The organism is Aquidulcibacter paucihalophilus, from assembly GCA_030285985.1.
In the GTDB taxonomy this organism is placed as follows: Bacteria; Pseudomonadota; Alphaproteobacteria; order Caulobacterales; family Caulobacteraceae; genus Brevundimonas.
Window position 1 is genome coordinate 1,230,384 of sequence record CP127384.1, and the last position, 16,039, is coordinate 1,246,422.

Genomic DNA, 16,039 nt, shown 5'->3' on the forward strand with positions numbered 1-16,039 from the left:
CCGGGGACGGTCAGGCCGCCGGCGTCTTCAGCGGCTCGCCGGCAAGAGCCGCGCGCAGGTTCTGCATCAACAGCATCAGCATGCCCTGCACGGCTTCCGTGGTCGCCCCGCCCGTATGCGGCGTCAGCACGGTGTTGGGCACATCCGCCCAGCGCGCGGCGCTTGTCGGCTCTTCCTCGAACACGTCCAGCGCCGCCTGACCCAGCCGCCCGTCCTTGAGCGCCGCGATCAGGGCCTCCTCATCGACCAGCTGGCCGCGCGCCACATTGACCAGCAGTCCTTGCGGCCCCAGCGCCTCGATCACCGCCCGTGAGATCAGGCCGCGGTTGCTCTCATCGGCCTTGCAGGCGACCACCAGTATGTCGCTGTCCCGCGCCAGTTCCAGCAGCGAGCCCGCGCGCGGCCAAGGGCTGTCCTTCTCGCGGGGCCCCCACCAGCGCACGGCCATCCGCATCGCTTCGCCGCGCCGCGCCACGGCCTCGCCGATCGACCCCAGGCCGACGACGCCCAGCCGCTGGTCTTTCAGCGAGGGCGTGATCATCTTGGAGTCCAACGTCCAGCCGCCCGCGCGCAACGCCCGGTCCCCGGCCGTGATCTGACGCCGCGCGGCGATGATCAGGCCCAGGGCATGGTCGGCCACATCCTCATGGTTGACCCCCGGCGCATGGCTGACCGGCAGCCCCCGCGCCCGGCACCAGTCGACATCAATCCCGTCATAGCCCGAGGTGAAACAGGCGATCAGTCGCAGCGCCGGCAGGCTCTCGATCAGCGCCTTGTCCAGCGGGAACTCCCCCGCCACCACAAGCGCCTGGATCTGCCCCTGCGCCTCCGCCGGCGGCCCCTCCCAGAAGCGGTAGACGGTCCACTCGCTCTCGAGGAAGGCCGTCAGTGGCGCCAGATGGCGCTGCATGATGAGGAGGGCAGGGCGGTGGGGCATGGGGGGAGCATAGTCCAGTCGTCCCCAATGAAAAACGGCCTCCCGATACGCTCGGGAGGCCGTTTGAACAGGCTTGGGATCAGCGCCCGAATTTCTGGAACTTGATCCGGTGCGGGATCAGGCTTTCCACGCCGAGGCGACGCTTCTTGTCTTCCTCGTACGCTTCAAAGTTCCCCTCGAACCATTCGACGTGGCTGTCGCCTTCGAAGGCGAGGATGTGCGTCGCCAGACGGTCGAGGAACCAGCGGTCGTGGGAGATGACCACGGCGCAGCCGGCGAAGCCTTCCAGCGCCTCCTCGAGGTTCTGCAGCGTCTCGATGTCGAGGTCGTTGGTCGGTTCGTCGAGCAGCAGCAGGTTGCCGCCGGTGGCCAGGGTCTTGGCCAGGTGGACGCGGTTGCGCTCACCGCCCGACAGCTGGCCGACCTTCTTCTGCTGGTCGCCGCCCTTGAAGTTGAAGCTGCCGACATAGGCGCGGGTGTTGATCTCGCGCTTGCCGACCATCATCACATCGGTGCCGCCCGAGATGACTTCCCAGATGGTCTTGTTGGGCTCGAGGTCGTCGCGGCTCTGGTCAACATAGGCCAGTTTGACCGTCTCGCCGACGCGGATCGAGCCGCCGTCGGGCTGTTCCTGGCCGGTGATCAGGCGGAACAGGGTCGACTTGCCGGCGCCGTTCGGGCCGATGACGCCGACGATGCCGTTGGGCGGCAGTTTGAACGACAGATCCTTGAACAGCAGCTTGTCGCCATAGGACTTCTCCAGCCCCTCGGCTTCCAGCACGACATTGCCGAGGCGCGGGCCGGGCGGGATCTGGATGACGGCGTGGGTCTGGGCGCCGCGCATGCTTTCCTGCTCGTCGACCATCCGCTCATAGGCGGCCAGACGAGCCTTGGACTTGGCCTGACGGGCCTTGGCGCCCGAGCGGACCCATTCCAGTTCGCGGGTGAGGGCGCGCTGGCGGGCTTCGGATTCCGACTGCTCCTGCACGACGCGCTTGGTCTTGGCTTCCAGCCAGCTGGAGTAGTTGCCCTCGTGCGGGTGGCCCTTGCCGCGGTCCAGCTCCAGCGTCCATTTGGTCACCAGATCCAGGAAGTAGCGGTCGTGGGTCACCAGGATGACGCAGCCCGGGAAGGCTTCCAGGTGGTGCTGCAGCCAGGCCACCGACTCAGCGTCGAGGTGGTTGGTCGGCTCGTCGAGCAGCAGCATGTCGGGCTTGGACAGCAGCAGCCGGGCCAAGGCCACGCGGCGCTTCTCACCGCCGGACAGGTTGGTCGTTTCCCAATCGTCCGGCGGGCAGCGCAGGGCGTCCATGGCCATTTCGATGCGCGCGTCGATGTCCCAGACGTCGCCGGCGTCGATCTTTTCCTGCAGGGCCGTCATCTCGGCCATCAGCTCGTCGGTGTATTCCTCGGCCATTTCCATGGCGATGGCGTTGAAGCGGTTGACCCACTGCTTCTCCTCGCACCAGGCCTCGACGTTCTCGCGGACGTTCAGGCTGTCGTCGAGCTGGGGCTCCTGCTCGAGGTAGCCGCGCTTGATTCCGTCGGCGGCGCGTGCCTCGCCGGTGAACTCGGTGTCCAGCCCGGCCATGATCTTCAGCAGGGTGGATTTACCCGAGCCGTTGACCCCGACGACGCCGATCTTGGCGTCGTTGTAGAAGCTCAACCAAATGTTTTCGAAGATCTTCTTGCCGCCGGGAAAGGTCTTGGTCAGACCCTGCATCTGGAAAATATATTGCTGCGCCATGAGGTGCGGTGCGCCCTGTCGTCTGAAAGTGCTGGGAGGTTGGCGCGGGATGTAGCCGCCGCGCCGCCGTTGGGCAAATGTCTAGGCGCGGGGCAGGGCGGATTGATGGCGGCTAGAGCGTGTAGCCGCCGTCGACAACCAGCGCCGCCCCGGTCATCGAACCGCTGGCCGGCGACAACAGGAAGGCGATCTGGCCCGCGATCTCTTCGGGCGTGGCATAGCGGCCCAGCGGCGTCGCCATGCCGGCGAGCGCCTCGAAGGCCGCCGCTTCCGATCCGAGATCGGCGATCACCTCGCGAAAGAACGGCATCTCACGCCAGATCGGCGTCTGGACCCCGCCCGGCAGGATGGCATTGATCCGCACGCCGCGTGGCGCGCCTTCCTTCGCCGCCACCCTGGCGAGTTGCAGCAGTGCGGCCTTGGAGGCGCCGTAAGCCCCCACGCCCGGCTCGGCCTTCACCGCCGAGGCTGAGGACACCACCACCGCGCTGCCTCCGTCACGCAGCAGGCGCATTCCGGTTCGAAGCGTCAGAAAGGCCCCGTCCAGATTCACCGACATGACCTTGCGCCAGGCCGCGAGGGACAGATCGGCGATCGGCCCGCTGTCGGAGACGCCGGCGTTGACGACCAGGGTGTCCAGGCCTTGCCAATGATGCCGGATTCCGTCCTCGACACCCTCCCATGCGGCCTCGTCAGAGACGTCCTGACGACACAGCATCACCGCCCGTCCCTGCGCCTCGATCTCGTCGCCCAGGGCGTTCAGGGCGGCTTCCTGCCTGTCGACCAGAATGAGGGCGGTCGCGCCTTCAGCAACCAGCTTGCGCGTGGTCTCCAGACCGATTCCGGACGCCGCTCCGGTGACCAGCGCCACGCCGGGGTACACGGCCTCAGGCATAGTTGAAGCTCACCGAAATCCGCTCGGTCTTCGCGGCGTTCGACGGCACTTCATGGCGCAGCCAGCTTTCCCACATCAGGATCGTGCCCGCGGCCGGAGCCAGATAGACGAACGGCCGTTCGGCCTCGGGGGCGTCGGCGTGGACGCCGGGGCGGGCCATCATCATCGGCAGGCGCGGGTCCTCCAGCTTCAGGGCCGAGGCACCGTCGGGGACCTCGACATAGACGGTGCCGCTGAGGAAGGCGTGCGGATGGATGTGGCCGGTGTGGCCGCCGCCGGGCTTGAGGATGTTGACCCACAGGCTGTCCAGCCGCGGCTTGCGCGCCAGATCGAAATTCAGCGCCTTGGCATAGGCGACCGCGTGCCGGTCCAGATGCCGTTTCAGCTCGGCGAACTCGGGCAGGCGATGGGGCAGGTCGGTCAGGGAGCCGTAGGAGGTGTAGCCGCGATAGGCGTTCTCGCGGCACCAGGCACGCCCGGCGTGATCCTCAACCGCCAGCATGCGGCAGGCGTCGGCCAGGCCGGCATTGAAGGCGTCGAAGCCGGGCGAGCCGGCCAGGGAGGCCTCATAGACCTGGGTGACGAAGAGGGGGCGCAGGGACATGTAGGTGGCATAGACGGTCGGGCGGGACCGGGAAAGACGGTGGCCGACAGGTGATTGGTGGTTGGTGATTGGTGGGTGGCCGCCGCCCGGCCAGGAGCGCCGTCCGGGCCGGTCTTTCCGCAGCCGACGAGGCCGAAATCACCAATCACCAATCACCAATCACCAATCACCAATCACCAATCACCACCCCAATCCCGCCTCGCCCCTCAGGATCGCCTCCGCCTCCGCCGTATGCTTCGCGTCCGACCGGTCATGCAGCACCAGCGGCGGCAGCAGCCTCAGCGGTGCCTTGCCGGTCTTGATCGCCTGCACCAGCACCCGCTTTGCCGGTTCGTCCGCATGAGGATGCACCCCGCGCACCGCGAACGACCCCGCCGTCTCGCCCAGCAGGGCCAGCAGGTCGGCGAGGCGGTCGGCGCGGTGGATGACCACGATCCGCCCGCCCTCGCGCACCGACTTCAGCAGGAAGGTCGTCCAGGCCTTCAGCCCGTCATCCGCCATCCAGGCCCCGCGCTTGCCCTCCGCGGGCGCCCGCAAGGCACCGGGGTCGTCGAAGAAGGGCGGGTTGCTGACGGCCCAGTCGAACGGCGGCAGGTCCAGCGCCCGGAAGCCCGCCGCGACGTCGCCCTCGAGGATCGACGCGTCGGCGCCGTTCAGCACCGCATTCTCCCGCGCCAGCGCCGCCATGGCCGGGTCTCGCTCCAGTCCGGTCAGCGCCACGCCGGGGTGCCGCGCCGCGATCTGCATCAGGACCGCGCCCGTGCCGCATCCCGCCTCGATCACCCTCTGGCCTGGCTCCGCCGCCACGGTCGCCGCCAGCAGGGCCGCATCCATGCCGGCGCGATAGCCCTTGACCGGCTGACGCAGCCGGACGCGGCCGCCCAGCAGGGCGCTCTCGGCGGTGCTGTCTTCGAATTGAGAGGACGGTGCGACGGTCACGCGGCTTGACCCTTCATGGAGCGATCACCATTGTGCGCCGCATCGTCGCCGGGCAAGGCGGCGGCTGTATTTTCGGGCGTGATTCTCCTCCGCGCCGCCGTTTCGATGAGTTTCCCGTTGGACGCTGTCACCGTCGCCGAGCCTCGCTCGAAGGGGCATGTCGAGCCGCTTGTGCGGCTGGCGGCCAGCGACATGGCGACCGTCGACGCCCTGATCCTCGACCGCATGCAGTCGCAGGTGCCGGTCATCCCCCTGCTGGCCGAGCATCTGATCTCCGCCGGTGGCAAGCGGCTGCGGCCCCTGCTGACCCTCGCCGCCGCCCGCGCGACGGGTGCCGCGGGCGACATCACGGCTCCGGTCAAACTGGCGGCGGCGGTCGAGTTCATCCACACCGCCACCCTGCTGCACGACGATGTCGTCGACGCCTCTGACCTGCGTCGCGGCAAGGTCGCGGCCCATCTGATCTGGGGTGCCCCGACCAGCGTCCTCGTCGGCGACTTCCTGTTTGCCCGCGCCTTCGAGCTGATGGTCGAGACGGGCCAGATGCGGGCCCTCGGCATCCTCGCCCGCGCCTCCAGCGTCATCTCCGAAGGCGAGGTGCTGCAGCTGACGCGCGCCCACGACCTGAACCTGGACCAGGAAACCTATCTGCGCATCATCTCGGCCAAGACGGCCGAACTCTTCGCCGCCGCCGCCGAAGCCGGTGCGGTCGGGGCAGGGGCCGATGAGGCCGCTGTCGAAGCGCTTCGCGCCTACGGCCTGAACCTCGGCCTCGCCTTCCAGCTGGCTGACGACGCCCTGGATTACGGCGGCACGTCGGAAGTGCTGGGCAAGAACGCCGGCGACGACTTCCGCGAGGGCAAGGTCACCATGCCCCTGCTGCTGGCCGCCGCCCGCACCCGCGGCCGCGAGGACGCCTTCTGGGACCGCACCATCAACCAGGGTCAGCGCACCGAGGACGACTTCCGTCGTGCCCGCGAACTGGTCTTCGGCACCGGCGCCGTCAACGCCACCCTCGACACGGCCGGGGAATACGCGGACCTCGCCAAGGCCGCCCTGCGGGTCTTGCCCGACAGCGACTGGCGCGAAGCGCTGGAACAGCTGGCCGACTTCGCGGTCAGCCGCGCAGCCTGAGAGCGCTCAGCAGGCGATAGCTTCCACTTGTCCGGAGGCGGCGAAGTCCAGAAGCGGACGGTCCCGCGTAATCAGTCGATATCTCATTGCCCGCGCCGTCGCGGCGACGATGCGATCCGCAGGATCGCGTAGCGGCGGGCCCGGCAGCTGGGATGAGGCAATAAGGATATCCGGCGTCAACGGCGCGAGATCGACGCCCAGCTCCAGCAACTGATCGAACCAGGTCAAGGGCGGCAAGCTCAGGACCAGGCGGCCTTTGGAAACCAGAAGGCCGATCTCCCATGCGGTGATCGGCGAGACCAGAACCTGCGTACCGATTCTTTGGGCTTCCTGAAGCGCTGCTTCACCTTCCGGCCTGAACGCTGACCCGGCCTGAAGCCATATCGCCGCACAAGTATCCAGCAGTATGGGGTGGTTCGTCACCGTTCAGCGTCCCAGACTTCGCCTGTAGGGGCCGTGATATCCACGCCTTCAGGGATGGTTACGGTGCCGCCCAACCGCGCCCGGATGCGATCGAGAAAACCGATGCTCCGTGCTGATTGGGCTGAGGAACCGATCGGAGTTGCGACAGAAACGCCCGACTTTCGGAACACCAGCCGACGCGAACCCATGTCGACACGTTCCGTGATGAATCCCGCTGCCAGCCAAGCCTTGGTCATTACGTTATTGGAGGGGTTGTTGCTCCACCAGGCGCGAATGCCACTGGCCTTCGTCGGCAGACTGAAGCCGAGCACGCGCTCGATTTCGGTGAAACTCATCGGCACTTCCTGCACACGTTGAGCGGCCAGGAACTGGGTCAGGGGTTCATATTTCGACATGGGTCATCTCCTCTCTCGAAGAGAAAAACACAGTGTGTGTGTTGTGTGAAGTGTATGTGTTTTATTTCAGTGAGGCGCAGAAACGCTGGATCCGCCCGCAGGCCTCCTCCAGCACGGTCTCCGACGTCGCATAGCTGATCCGGAAATAGGGGCTCAGGCCGAAGGCAGAGCCCTGCACCACGGCCACGCCCTCGGCGTCCAGAAGTTCTGTCGCGAAGGTGTCGTCGCTGTCGATCACCGTCCCGCCCTCGGTCGTCTTGCCGATCAGTCCCTCGATCGACGGATAGACATAGAAGGCACCTTCCGGCGTGGCGCAGCGGATGCCCGTCGCCTGGTTCAGCATCGACACCACCAGATCGCGGCGCGCCTCGAAATGTTTCGCGCGCTCGGAGATGAAGTCCTGCGGCCCGTTCAGGGCCTCGACCGCGGCCCACTGGCTGACCGATGACGGGTTCGACGTGGTTTGCCCCGCGACCTTGCGCATCAGGTCGATCAGCGGCTTGGGCCCGCCGCCGTAGCCGATGCGCCAGCCGGTCATGGCATAGGCCTTGGACACGCCGTTCACCGTCAGCGTCCGATCGTAGAGGTCCGGCGCGACCTGGGCGATCGTCTTGTAGTCGAAGTCGCCATAGATCAGGTGCTCGTACATGTCGTCCGTCAGGATCCAGACCTGCGGATGGCAGCGCAGCACGGCGGCCAGCGCCTCAAGCTCGGCTCCCGTATAGGCCGCGCCCGTCGGGTTCGACGGCGAGTTGAGGATCAGCCATTTCGTCCGCGGCGTGATCGCCGCTTCAAGCGCTGCGGGCTTGAGTTTGAAGCCGTCGGCCTCATGCCCGACCACCCGCACCGGCTCACCGCCGGCCAGCAGCACCATGTCGGGATAGGACACCCAGTAGGGCGCCGGCACGATCACCTCGTCGCCGGGCGACAGGGTGGCCAGCAGGGCGTTGTAGATCACCGTCTTGCCGCCGGGCGCGACATGGATCTGGTTCACCGCATAGGTCAGGCCGTTCTCGCGCGAGAATTTCGCCGCCACGGCCGCCTTCAGCTCGGGCAGGCCGTCGACATCGGTGTATTTGGTCTCGCCGCGCCGGATGGCCGCGATGGCGGCCTCCTTGATGTTCTCGGGCGTGTCGAAGTCCGGCTCCCCGGCGCCGAGCCCGATCACATCGCGCCCCTCGCGCTTCAGCTCGCGCGCACGGGCGGTCACCGCAAGGGTGGCGGAGGGTTTGACGCGGGCGAGGGCGGAGGACTGCAGGCTGGACATGGCGACTCCCGGGCAGATCGACTCATTACGCAGTTGCGAAAGCGTGATCAAATGGTGCGCGCTCGCCGGGCGCGCGCGGCGGTGCTAATTCCTCTTCCGATGCGCCGCTTTCTCGACTTCATCCTGAACATGGAAGCCCGCCGCTGGCGGGCCGCTGTCGCGACGGCGCTGTTGCTCGGCGCGACCCTGGGTCTGCTGGCGATCGGCAAGAGCCAGTTCGGTCTGGCGGCCGAGGAAAACCTCGAGGCCTGGCTGCAGGGGTATCGCGGCAGCCCCTGGGCCTTCTTTGCCACCGTGGTGCTGTTCATCGTCGCGGCCTTCATCGGAGCGCCGCAGTTCATCCTGATCGCCGCCTGCGTCGTCGCCTTCGGACCGTCGCTGGGGTTCGTCTACAGCTGGACGGCGACGGTCATCTCTGCGGGCGTAACCTACTGGCTGGGGCGGGGCCCCACGGCGCGGCTGGTCGACCGCTTCGGCGGGCGCACCATGGGGCGCCTCAAGGGCTTTGTCGGCAAGAACGCCTTCTATGCCAGCTTCATGATCCGCAACGTGCCCTCGGCCCCCTTCATCGTCGTCAACATGGCCTTCGGTGCGGCCCGGGCCTCGTTCTGGCGCTTCCTCGCCGGCTGCGCCCTCGGCGTCCTGCCCAAGACCGCGCTCGTGGCCTTCTTCGGCGGGGCGGTGGTGGCGGCGGCCAGCGGGGACGGCGTCTGGACCTCGCTGATCCTCGCCGGGGTGGCCGTGGTCTGGCTGGGCCTTATGCTCGGTGTGCGCGAGCTGGTGAAGCGGCGCGAACGGGCCGCAGGGTCTGACTAGAGGCCGGAAAATCACCCGCCCGGGCGGCTCGGCTTCACCTTGGGGTGAATATTCAGATCAACTTAACACTGTGCACCCATGGTCACCGGAAACGGGGGTTTTTGTCATGGATGCGCTGTCGTTGAGAGCCGAACACGGTGTCATCCTGCGCCTGGTCAGCCAACTCGGCGGCAGGGCCCATAATGTGAAATCCCGGGAAGACGCCGACCACGCCCGGCTCCTGATCGGCGTCATTGATCTCCTGCTGAACGACCATCTCGCCCATGAGGACGCCGAACTCTATCCGGCGCTGAGCCACGCGCCGGATCCCGAGACCCGGGCGCTTGGCGCGTCTGCCTCGGAGGAGATGGGCGGACTCGCCGGCGCCTGGATCAGCTACCGCGATCACTGGACCCAGGCAGCGATCCTCGCCCATGGCCGGCGTTTCGGCGCGGCGACCGAGGGCTTCATCCGTGCCCTGTCGCTGCGGATCGAGATGGAGAACGACATCCTCTATCCGGCCATGGACCGGTTGTCGGGCGCGCAGGAACGTTCGGCGGCCTGACCCCGCCGCCCGGCACCGTCACGTTCCGGTGAAGGCGTGGACTGACGGAGTTTTCGAGGTCGCTCTTGAGGCGACAGGGCTTGTATTCGCCCTCGCACAAGGGCAAACGAGCCGTAAGGTCGGTCAGGCGATATACGATCAGGAGGCGGCGCGTGGGGATGCGTGGTGCCGGGGCGTCGCCGAAGCGGATCGAGACTGACGCACGCCCCCACTAGGCCCGAACGAACGGTATCCCGGACCCATGTTCTCCAGCATTTTCGGCGCGATCTCCAACGACATCGCCATTGACCTCGGCACCGCCAACACCCTGATCTATATGAAGGGCAAGGGCATCGTGCTGAACGAGCCGTCCGTGGTTGCCCTGCGCAACGTCGGCGGTCGCAAGATCGTTCACGCCGTCGGTATCGAGGCCAAGCAGATGCTGGGCCGCACCCCCGGCCACATGGAAGCCATCCGTCCGATGCGCGACGGGGTCATCGCCGACTTCGAAGTCGCCGAGGAGATGATCAAACACTTCATCCGCAAGGTTCATAACCGCAAGGGCTTCGTGAACCCCAAGGTCATCGTCTGCGTGCCGTCGGGCGCCACCGCCGTCGAGCGCCGCGCGATCAACGATTCCTGCCTCAACGCCTCGGCCCGCCGCGTCGGCCTGATCGACGAGCCGATGGCCGCCGCGATCGGCGCCGGCCTGCCGATCCACGAGCCGACCGGCTCCATGGTCGTCGACATCGGCGGCGGCACCACCGAGGTGGCCGTCCTGTCCCTGTCCGGCATCGTCTATTCGCGCTCGGTCCGCGTCGGCGGCGACAAGATGGACGAGGCGATCATCAGCTACATGCGCCGCAACCATAACCTTCTGATCGGCGAGACCACCGCCGAGCGCATCAAGAAGGACATCGGTACCGCCCGCATCCCGGCCGACGGCGAAGGCCTGTCGATCGACGTCAAGGGTCGCGACCTGATGCAGGGCGTGCCCCGCGAGGTGCGCATCTCGGAACGTCAGGCCGCCGAAGCCCTGGCCGAGCCGGTCTCGCAGATCGTCGAGGCCGTGAAGGTCGCCCTGGAAGCCACCCCGCCTGAACTGGCCGCCGACATCGCCGACAAGGGCATCATGCTCACCGGCGGCGGTGCCCTGCTGCGTGGCCTGGACGCCGAAATCCGCGATCACACGGGCCTGCCCGTCTCGGTCGCCGACGATCCGCTGTCCTGCGTGGCCATCGGCTGCGGCCGCGTGCTCGAGCATCCGCGCTGGATGAAGGGCGTCCTCGACTCCGCCCTTTAAGGCTGCCGTCGAAACACCGCCGCAAATCCCCGTCATCGTAGGCCTGTCGCCGGTTCCCAAGCGGCACGGATTTTGCGATAGGCTCGACAAATCGGCCGGGGGCGTCCCGCTGATTCCCTTTTCTGAGGAAGGCGCGCCGTGGCGTTTCGCGACGGACCGTTCGAAAACATCAAGGTGCCGCTGGTCTGGACCGCGGCCGTGACCGTCGTTGTCGCGGCCATCGGTTGCATCCTGCTGCTGATCAGCGACGCCCGCGCCCAGACCTCGCCCTACCAGCCGGTGCGTTCCGGCGTGGAAGCGGTGGCCGGCCCGGTCGGCGGCATCTTCGCGGCCCCGGTGCGCTGGTTCGGCCATGCCAGCGACTATGTCGGCGGCTATTTCTTCGCCGTCTCCGAGAACCGTCGTCTCAAGCGCGAGCTCGCCGAGCTGCAGCCCTGGCGCGACCAGGCCATCGCGCTGAAGAACGTCAACGCCCGCTATGAGACCATGCTCGGCATCCGGCCCGAGCCGCCGGTGGCCATGCAGACGGCGCGCTCGATCCTCGACACGCGCGGTCCCTTCTCCAAGGCGCGTCTGCTCGACGCGGGCTCGGCAAACGGGGTCAAGGTCGGCAATCCCGTCATCAATGAGCACGGTCTGGTCGGCCGTATCGTCGGCACGTCGTCGGGCATCAGCCGCATGCTGCTGGTCACCGACGTGGCCAGCCAGATCCCGGTGCTGGTCGACCGCACCGATGCCCGCGCCATCCTCAAGGGGGATGGATCGCCCAATCCCCGGCTCGAATTCATACGCGGCGTGGGCTCGGTCCAGGTCGGCGACCGCATCCTCTCGTCGGGCGACGGCGGCGGCATGCCGCGCGGCGTGCCGATCGGCGTCGCCGCCCGCGGCATCGACGGCAGTTGGCGGGTCAAACTGTTCAGCGACCGCGGGGCCATCGACTTCGTCCGGGTCATGCTGTTCGAGGATTTCGGCCAGCTGATCGGCCGGGACGATCTGAACGCACCGCCGCTGGCCGCGCTCGGCACCCTCTCCGAGGCAACCCCCGAACAGGCCTCCGCCATCACCGACTCCGCCGCCCGCCGCGATGCGGCCCGGGTCCAGGCCGAGCAGAGGCGGGCCGACACCGCCGCCGCCACGGCCGCTGAAGCCGCCCGCCCGCGTCCCGCAGCGCCGGCCCCGGTGCCGGCGCCCGTCCCGGCACCGGCCGCTGCGCCTCCGCCCGGAGGGACCGAATGAGACGGCCGGTCGCGGTCCGCGTTGTCGGGCCGGTGCAGTGGATTGTCATTCCGGCCCTGGTCACGGTCGCCGTCACCATCCTTCTGGCCACGCCGGTCGAGCTGTTCGGCCTGAACCTGCCCGAGCCTGTCCTTCCCATGGTGCTGGCCTTCTCCTGGCCGCTGATCCGCCCCTCGATCACGGCCCCGCTGGTGCTGACCGGCCTCGGCCTGCTCCTCGATGTCCTGACCTATGGCCCGCTCGGCCTGTGGGCGCTCGCCCTGCTGGGCATCTATGGCGTGGTGCTGGCGTCGCGCAGCTTCCTGATCGGTCAGGACACCGCCGTCCTGTTCGTCTGGTACGCCGCCTGCTGCGCCCTGGCCTTCCTGCTGGTCTATCTCGTCCGCATGATCATCGACCACAACGCGGCCAGCATCCTGGCCCTGATTGGTCAGGTCGTCCCGACCCTGCTGCTGTTCCCGTTCGCGAACCACATGATTGAGCGGTTCGAGGACGGCGATGTGAGGTTCCGATGAGCTCGGAACCCTCCATCTTCTTCTCGGACGTCAATGAGCGTCAGGGTTCCTTCCTGCGCCGCACCTTCGTGCTTGGCGGCCTGACCGCGCTCGGCGGCCTGGCCCTGACCGGTCGTCTGGCCCAGCTTCAGGTCTTCCAGGCGGGCCAGTACGCCACCATGGCGTCGAACAACCAGTTCAACTTCCGTCTGGTGCCGCCGCCGCGCGGCCGCATTCTGGACCGCGACGGCGTGGTCATCGCCGGCAATCGTCCCAGTTTCCGGGTCCTGGTGGTGCGCGACGAGACCAAGGATCTCGACCAGACGCTTGACCTGCTGGGCCGGCTGCTGCCGGACACCCTGGACCGGCGCCGGTCGATCATTCGCGACGTCAACGCGGCCCCGCGGTTCAGCCCGGTCCCCGTGAAGAGCGACCTGACCTGGGAGGAGTTCGCCCGGGTCAATCTGTACGCCAACGAACTTCCGGGCGTCATGGCCGACATGAACGAGGCCCGCTACTACCCGTACGGCGGCGCCTTCGCCCACGTCATCGGCTATGTCGCCAAGCCCAACGACCGCGACATCAAGGCGATTGAGGATCGGGGCGAGAAGGTCCCGGAGATCCTCTACAACCCCGGCTTCCGTATCGGCCGTCAGGGGGTCGAGAAATCGTTCGATACCGATCTGCGCGGCGAGGCCGGGGGCAACCGGGTTGAGGTCGACGCGCGGGGCAGGGTGGTCGCCGAGGACATCGGCGGCTCGAAGGCCGCGGTACCGGGCAAGGATGTGATCCTGACCCTGGACGCTGATGTCCAGAACCGGGCGCTGGAGGTCTATGGCGAGGAATCTGGCGGCTGCGTGGTCATGGACATCCGCAACGGCGATATCCTTTGCATGGTCTCGGCGCCGTCGTTCGACCCCAATATGTTCGTCGGCGGCGTCCCGTCGAAGGTCTATGGGGCCCTGCGCGACTACGAGCGCAAGCCTCTGCTGGACAAGGCGATCTACGGCAGCTTCCCGCCCGGTTCGACCTTCAAGATGACCACCGCCCTCGCCCTGCTGGATGCGGGGGTCAATCCGGCCGAACGCGTCCCCTGCTCGGGCGGCTATCGCTATGGCAACCGGACCTTCCGCTGCTGGAAGCGCGGCGGGCATGGCGCGATGGACATGCACAACGCCATCAAGAACTCGTGCGACACCTATTTCTACCACATGTGCAACCGGGCCGGGGTCGACCGTATCGCCCGCGTCGCCGAGGACCTCGGCTTCCACCAGGTCTATGAGATCGGCATCGCCGGCCAGAGCAAGGGCACCATGCCCAGCCGCGCCTGGAAGGCGGATTATGCCCGCCGCACCCGCAACCCGCATCCGGACGCCGGCACCTGGTATCCGGGCGAGACCCTGTCGGTCGCCATCGGCCAGGGCGCGGTTTCTACGACGGCGCTGCAACTGGCCGTCATGACCGCCCGCATCGCCAATGGCCGCAAGGCCATCACGCCGCGTCTGGTCCGGTCTGTCGGCGGCGTGAACCGGCCCTCAGGCGCGGCCGTCCCGGACCTGCCGTTCAGCCAGGAACACCTCAACATCGTCCGCGCCGGCATGGCGGCCGTGGCCAACGACGTCACCGGCACGGCCTATCGCGCGTCACAGCTGGGCCTCGGCGACATCCAGATGGCCGGCAAGACCGGCACGGCCCAGTCGCGCGACTACGGCACCGGTTCGCGCGGCCCGCGCGACGCCGTCTGGACCCGTCGCGACCACGCCCTGTTCGTCGCTTTCGCCCCGCATGATGCGCCGCGCTACGCCATTGCCCTGATCATCCAGCACGCGCCCTCGGGCGGTGCCGCCGATGCCGCGCCCAAGGCCCGCGAGATCATGAAGACCGTCCTGCTCAAGGACCCGGACATGCGTGCCCGGATCGAGCGGCCGCTGCCGCCGGAAGCCGTGGCCCCGGCTGGTGCCGATGAGGGTGAACTGGGTGCCGGGCCCGGCGGCGAGGTCACCGGCGCTGCGCCGTCCGATGTGGCACCCGCCGCGCCGCCGCCGCGCCGCGCCCCGACGGCGACCAGCGGGCCGAGACCCTATCTGGCGGAGCCTCCCCAATGACCGCTTCCGCCCTGACCCGTCCCGGCGAGCGCGACCGGCTCTCGACCAAGATCACCGAACTGGACTGGCGTCTCGTCGGCCTTCTGTGTCTCGTCGCCTTCGTCGGCACGGCCATGCTCTATTCGATCGCGGGTGGAGACTGGCAGCCCTGGGCGGTCAAGCATGCGATCCGCTTCGGGGCGCTGCTGGTCGTGATGCTGCTGCTGGCCATGCTTCACCCGAAGTGGTGGTTCCGCGCCGCCTATCCGCTCTATGGCGTGCTTCTGCTGCTGGTCCTGATGATCGAGTTTACGCCGCTCGGCTATGTCGCGGGCGGCGCCAGAAACTGGCTCAATCTCGGTTTCATCCGCATCCAGCCCGCCGAGTTCATGAAGCTCGGTCTCGTCCTCGCGCTGGCGCGCTGGTACCACAGCCATACGGCCAAGGAGGCCCGCTGGTCGTGGAAGCTGCTGATCCCGGCGGGCATGATCGGCCTGCCGTTCATTCTGGTCGCCAAACAGCCGGACCTCGGGTCCGCCATGGTCATCGGCCTGACCGGGGGGGCGATGATGGTCGTAGCCGGGCTGAGCTGGCGGGTCATCGCCGCCGGGGCCGCGGCGGCCGTCGCGATCATCCCGCCCTTCGTGATGTTCGGTATGCACGAGTATCAGCGCAACCGCGTGCTGACGTTCATGAACCCGGAAGCAGACCCCTCGGGCACCGGCTACAACATCATCCAGTCCAAGATCGCCCTCGGGTCGGGCGGTCTGCTGGGCAAGGGCTACGGCCTCGGCAGCCAGAGCCAGCTGGAGTTCCTGCCCGAGCGGCACACCGACTTCATCTTCTCCACGGTCGCGGAAGAGTTCGGCTTCGTCGGGTCGTTCGGCCTGCTCGCCTGCTACATCGCCATCATCCTGATCGCCCTGCGCATCGCCTCCCTGGCCCACAGCCATTTCGGCCGCCTCGCCGCGGCCGGGATGACGGCCTTCTTCGCCATCTTCGTTCTGATCAACGGTGCCATGGTGATGGGTCTGGCCCCGGTGGTCGGTGTACCGATGCCCCTGCTGTCCTATGGCGGATCGTCGATGATGACGGTGATGTTCGGCTTCGGCCTGGTCCTGTCCACGCGCGTCCACCGCTATGCGGAACTGCCCAAGGGCCAAGGGCTGTTCTAGGGGCTATACCGGTCGGCTGCGTCTTTCAGCCGGCGGAGGTTCATCACAGCGCACACAACGAGGTCAC

16 protein-coding genes are annotated in these 16,039 nt (G+C 67.7%); 8 read left to right on the forward strand and 8 right to left on the reverse strand.

All coding sequences use genetic code 11. The features are described from left to right. Positions 1–10: 10 nt before the first annotated feature. From KB221_06065 to KB221_06085, 5 genes are all read right to left on the reverse strand, one after another. Positions 11–910 carry a 2-hydroxyacid dehydrogenase gene (locus KB221_06065; GenBank protein WIY70585.1) on the reverse strand — a complete coding sequence of 300 codons (900 nt, stop codon included), beginning with the start codon at positions 908–910 and terminating at the stop codon, positions 11–13. Positions 911–1,016: 106 nt separating this feature from the next. Beyond that, positions 1,017–2,684: an energy-dependent translational throttle protein EttA gene (gene ettA, locus KB221_06070; GenBank protein WIY70586.1), complete on the reverse strand. Its 1,668-nt coding sequence runs from the start codon at positions 2,682–2,684 to the stop codon at positions 1,017–1,019. A 112-nt stretch (positions 2,685–2,796) separates the two neighbouring features. Further along, positions 2,797–3,579 carry an SDR family oxidoreductase gene (locus KB221_06075; GenBank protein ID WIY70587.1) on the reverse strand — a complete coding sequence of 261 codons (783 nt, stop codon included), beginning with the start codon at positions 3,577–3,579 and terminating at the stop codon, positions 2,797–2,799. Next, positions 3,572–4,183, reverse strand: a complete 612-nt coding sequence (locus KB221_06080) for a TIGR02466 family protein (GenBank protein ID WIY70588.1) — start codon at positions 4,181–4,183, stop codon at positions 3,572–3,574. Before KB221_06080 ends, KB221_06075 begins: the two co-directional genes overlap by 8 nt. Positions 4,184–4,363: 180 nt before the next feature. Beyond that, entirely contained in the window at positions 4,364–5,122 is a 759-nt protein-coding gene (locus KB221_06085; protein ID WIY70589.1) for a methyltransferase, read from the reverse strand. 105 nt (positions 5,123–5,227) lie between these two features. Here KB221_06085 and KB221_06090 point away from each other — a divergent pair, with 105 nt between their 5' ends. Continuing rightward, a complete protein-coding gene (locus KB221_06090; protein ID WIY70874.1) occupies positions 5,228–6,256 on the forward strand; it encodes a polyprenyl synthetase family protein in 1,029 nt (342 codons plus the stop codon). Positions 6,257–6,262: 6 nt separating this feature from the next. On the opposite strand, the gene KB221_06095 is transcribed toward KB221_06090, so the two are convergent. From KB221_06095 to KB221_06105, 3 genes are all read right to left on the reverse strand, one after another. Continuing rightward, positions 6,263–6,679, reverse strand: coding sequence for a type II toxin-antitoxin system VapC family toxin (locus tag KB221_06095; GenBank protein WIY70590.1), 417 nt, complete (start codon positions 6,677–6,679; stop codon positions 6,263–6,265). Then, positions 6,676–7,074, reverse strand: a complete 399-nt coding sequence (locus KB221_06100; GenBank protein WIY70591.1) for a hypothetical protein — start codon at positions 7,072–7,074, stop codon at positions 6,676–6,678. The genes KB221_06095 and KB221_06100 overlap by 4 nt, the downstream gene beginning before the upstream one ends. Positions 7,075–7,135: 61 nt before the next feature. Continuing rightward, a complete protein-coding gene (locus KB221_06105; protein WIY70592.1) occupies positions 7,136–8,341 on the reverse strand; it encodes a pyridoxal phosphate-dependent aminotransferase in 1,206 nt (401 codons plus the stop codon). Between the two features lie 99 nt (positions 8,342–8,440). Between KB221_06105 and KB221_06110 the strand changes: the two genes are divergently transcribed. From KB221_06110 to rodA, 7 genes are all read left to right on the forward strand, one after another. Then, positions 8,441–9,157 (forward strand): VTT domain-containing protein, encoded by a 717-nt coding sequence (locus tag KB221_06110; protein ID WIY70593.1) that lies wholly within the window; start codon positions 8,441–8,443, stop codon positions 9,155–9,157. 106 nt (positions 9,158–9,263) lie between these two features. Continuing rightward, the gene (locus KB221_06115; GenBank protein ID WIY70594.1) at positions 9,264–9,701 is read left to right on the forward strand and encodes a hemerythrin domain-containing protein; all 438 of its coding nucleotides are present in this window, start codon (positions 9,264–9,266) and stop codon (positions 9,699–9,701) included. Between the two features lie 241 nt (positions 9,702–9,942). Further along, a complete protein-coding gene (locus KB221_06120; GenBank protein WIY70595.1) occupies positions 9,943–10,983 on the forward strand; it encodes a rod shape-determining protein in 1,041 nt (346 codons plus the stop codon). A gap of 138 nt (positions 10,984–11,121) precedes the next feature. Next, the gene (gene mreC / locus KB221_06125) at positions 11,122–12,219 is read left to right on the forward strand and encodes a rod shape-determining protein MreC (GenBank protein WIY70596.1); all 1,098 of its coding nucleotides are present in this window, start codon (positions 11,122–11,124) and stop codon (positions 12,217–12,219) included. Next, complete coding sequence (locus KB221_06130) at positions 12,216–12,734, forward strand: hypothetical protein (protein ID WIY70597.1); 519 nt, start codon at positions 12,216–12,218, stop codon at positions 12,732–12,734. The genes mreC and KB221_06130 overlap by 4 nt, the downstream gene beginning before the upstream one ends. After that, on the forward strand, positions 12,731–14,818 hold the full coding sequence (mrdA, locus tag KB221_06135) for a penicillin-binding protein 2 (protein WIY70598.1): 2,088 nt from the start codon (positions 12,731–12,733) through the stop codon (positions 14,816–14,818). Before KB221_06130 ends, mrdA begins: the two co-directional genes overlap by 4 nt. Next, positions 14,815–15,972: a rod shape-determining protein RodA gene (gene rodA, locus KB221_06140; protein ID WIY70599.1), complete on the forward strand. Its 1,158-nt coding sequence runs from the start codon at positions 14,815–14,817 to the stop codon at positions 15,970–15,972. The genes mrdA and rodA overlap by 4 nt, the downstream gene beginning before the upstream one ends. Positions 15,973–16,039: the final 67 nt, after the last annotated feature.

Excerpts from the sequence above, each read along its gene's own strand:
- KB221_06065 (WIY70585.1), bottom strand. The coding sequence starts at position 910 with ATGCAGCGCCATCTGGCGCCACTGACGGCCTTCCTCGAGAGCGAGTGG.
- ettA (WIY70586.1), bottom strand. The coding sequence starts at position 2,684 with ATGGCGCAGCAATATATTTTCCAGATGCAGGGTCTGACCAAGACCTTT.
- KB221_06075 (WIY70587.1), bottom strand. The coding sequence starts at position 3,579 with ATGCCTGAGGCCGTGTACCCCGGCGTGGCGCTGGTCACCGGAGCGGCG.
- KB221_06080 (WIY70588.1), bottom strand. The coding sequence starts at position 4,183 with ATGTCCCTGCGCCCCCTCTTCGTCACCCAGGTCTATGAGGCCTCCCTG.
- KB221_06090 (WIY70874.1), top strand. The coding sequence starts at position 5,228 with ATGAGTTTCCCGTTGGACGCTGTCACCGTCGCCGAGCCTCGCTCGAAG.
- KB221_06100 (WIY70591.1), bottom strand. The coding sequence starts at position 7,074 with ATGTCGAAATATGAACCCCTGACCCAGTTCCTGGCCGCTCAACGTGTG.
- KB221_06105 (WIY70592.1), bottom strand. The coding sequence starts at position 8,341 with ATGTCCAGCCTGCAGTCCTCCGCCCTCGCCCGCGTCAAACCCTCCGCC.
- KB221_06110 (WIY70593.1), top strand. The coding sequence starts at position 8,441 with ATGCGCCGCTTTCTCGACTTCATCCTGAACATGGAAGCCCGCCGCTGG.
- KB221_06115 (WIY70594.1), top strand. The coding sequence starts at position 9,264 with ATGGATGCGCTGTCGTTGAGAGCCGAACACGGTGTCATCCTGCGCCTG.
- KB221_06120 (WIY70595.1), top strand. The coding sequence starts at position 9,943 with ATGTTCTCCAGCATTTTCGGCGCGATCTCCAACGACATCGCCATTGAC.
- KB221_06130 (WIY70597.1), top strand. The coding sequence starts at position 12,216 with ATGAGACGGCCGGTCGCGGTCCGCGTTGTCGGGCCGGTGCAGTGGATT.
- mrdA (WIY70598.1), top strand. The coding sequence starts at position 12,731 with ATGAGCTCGGAACCCTCCATCTTCTTCTCGGACGTCAATGAGCGTCAG.
- rodA (WIY70599.1), top strand. The coding sequence starts at position 14,815 with ATGACCGCTTCCGCCCTGACCCGTCCCGGCGAGCGCGACCGGCTCTCG.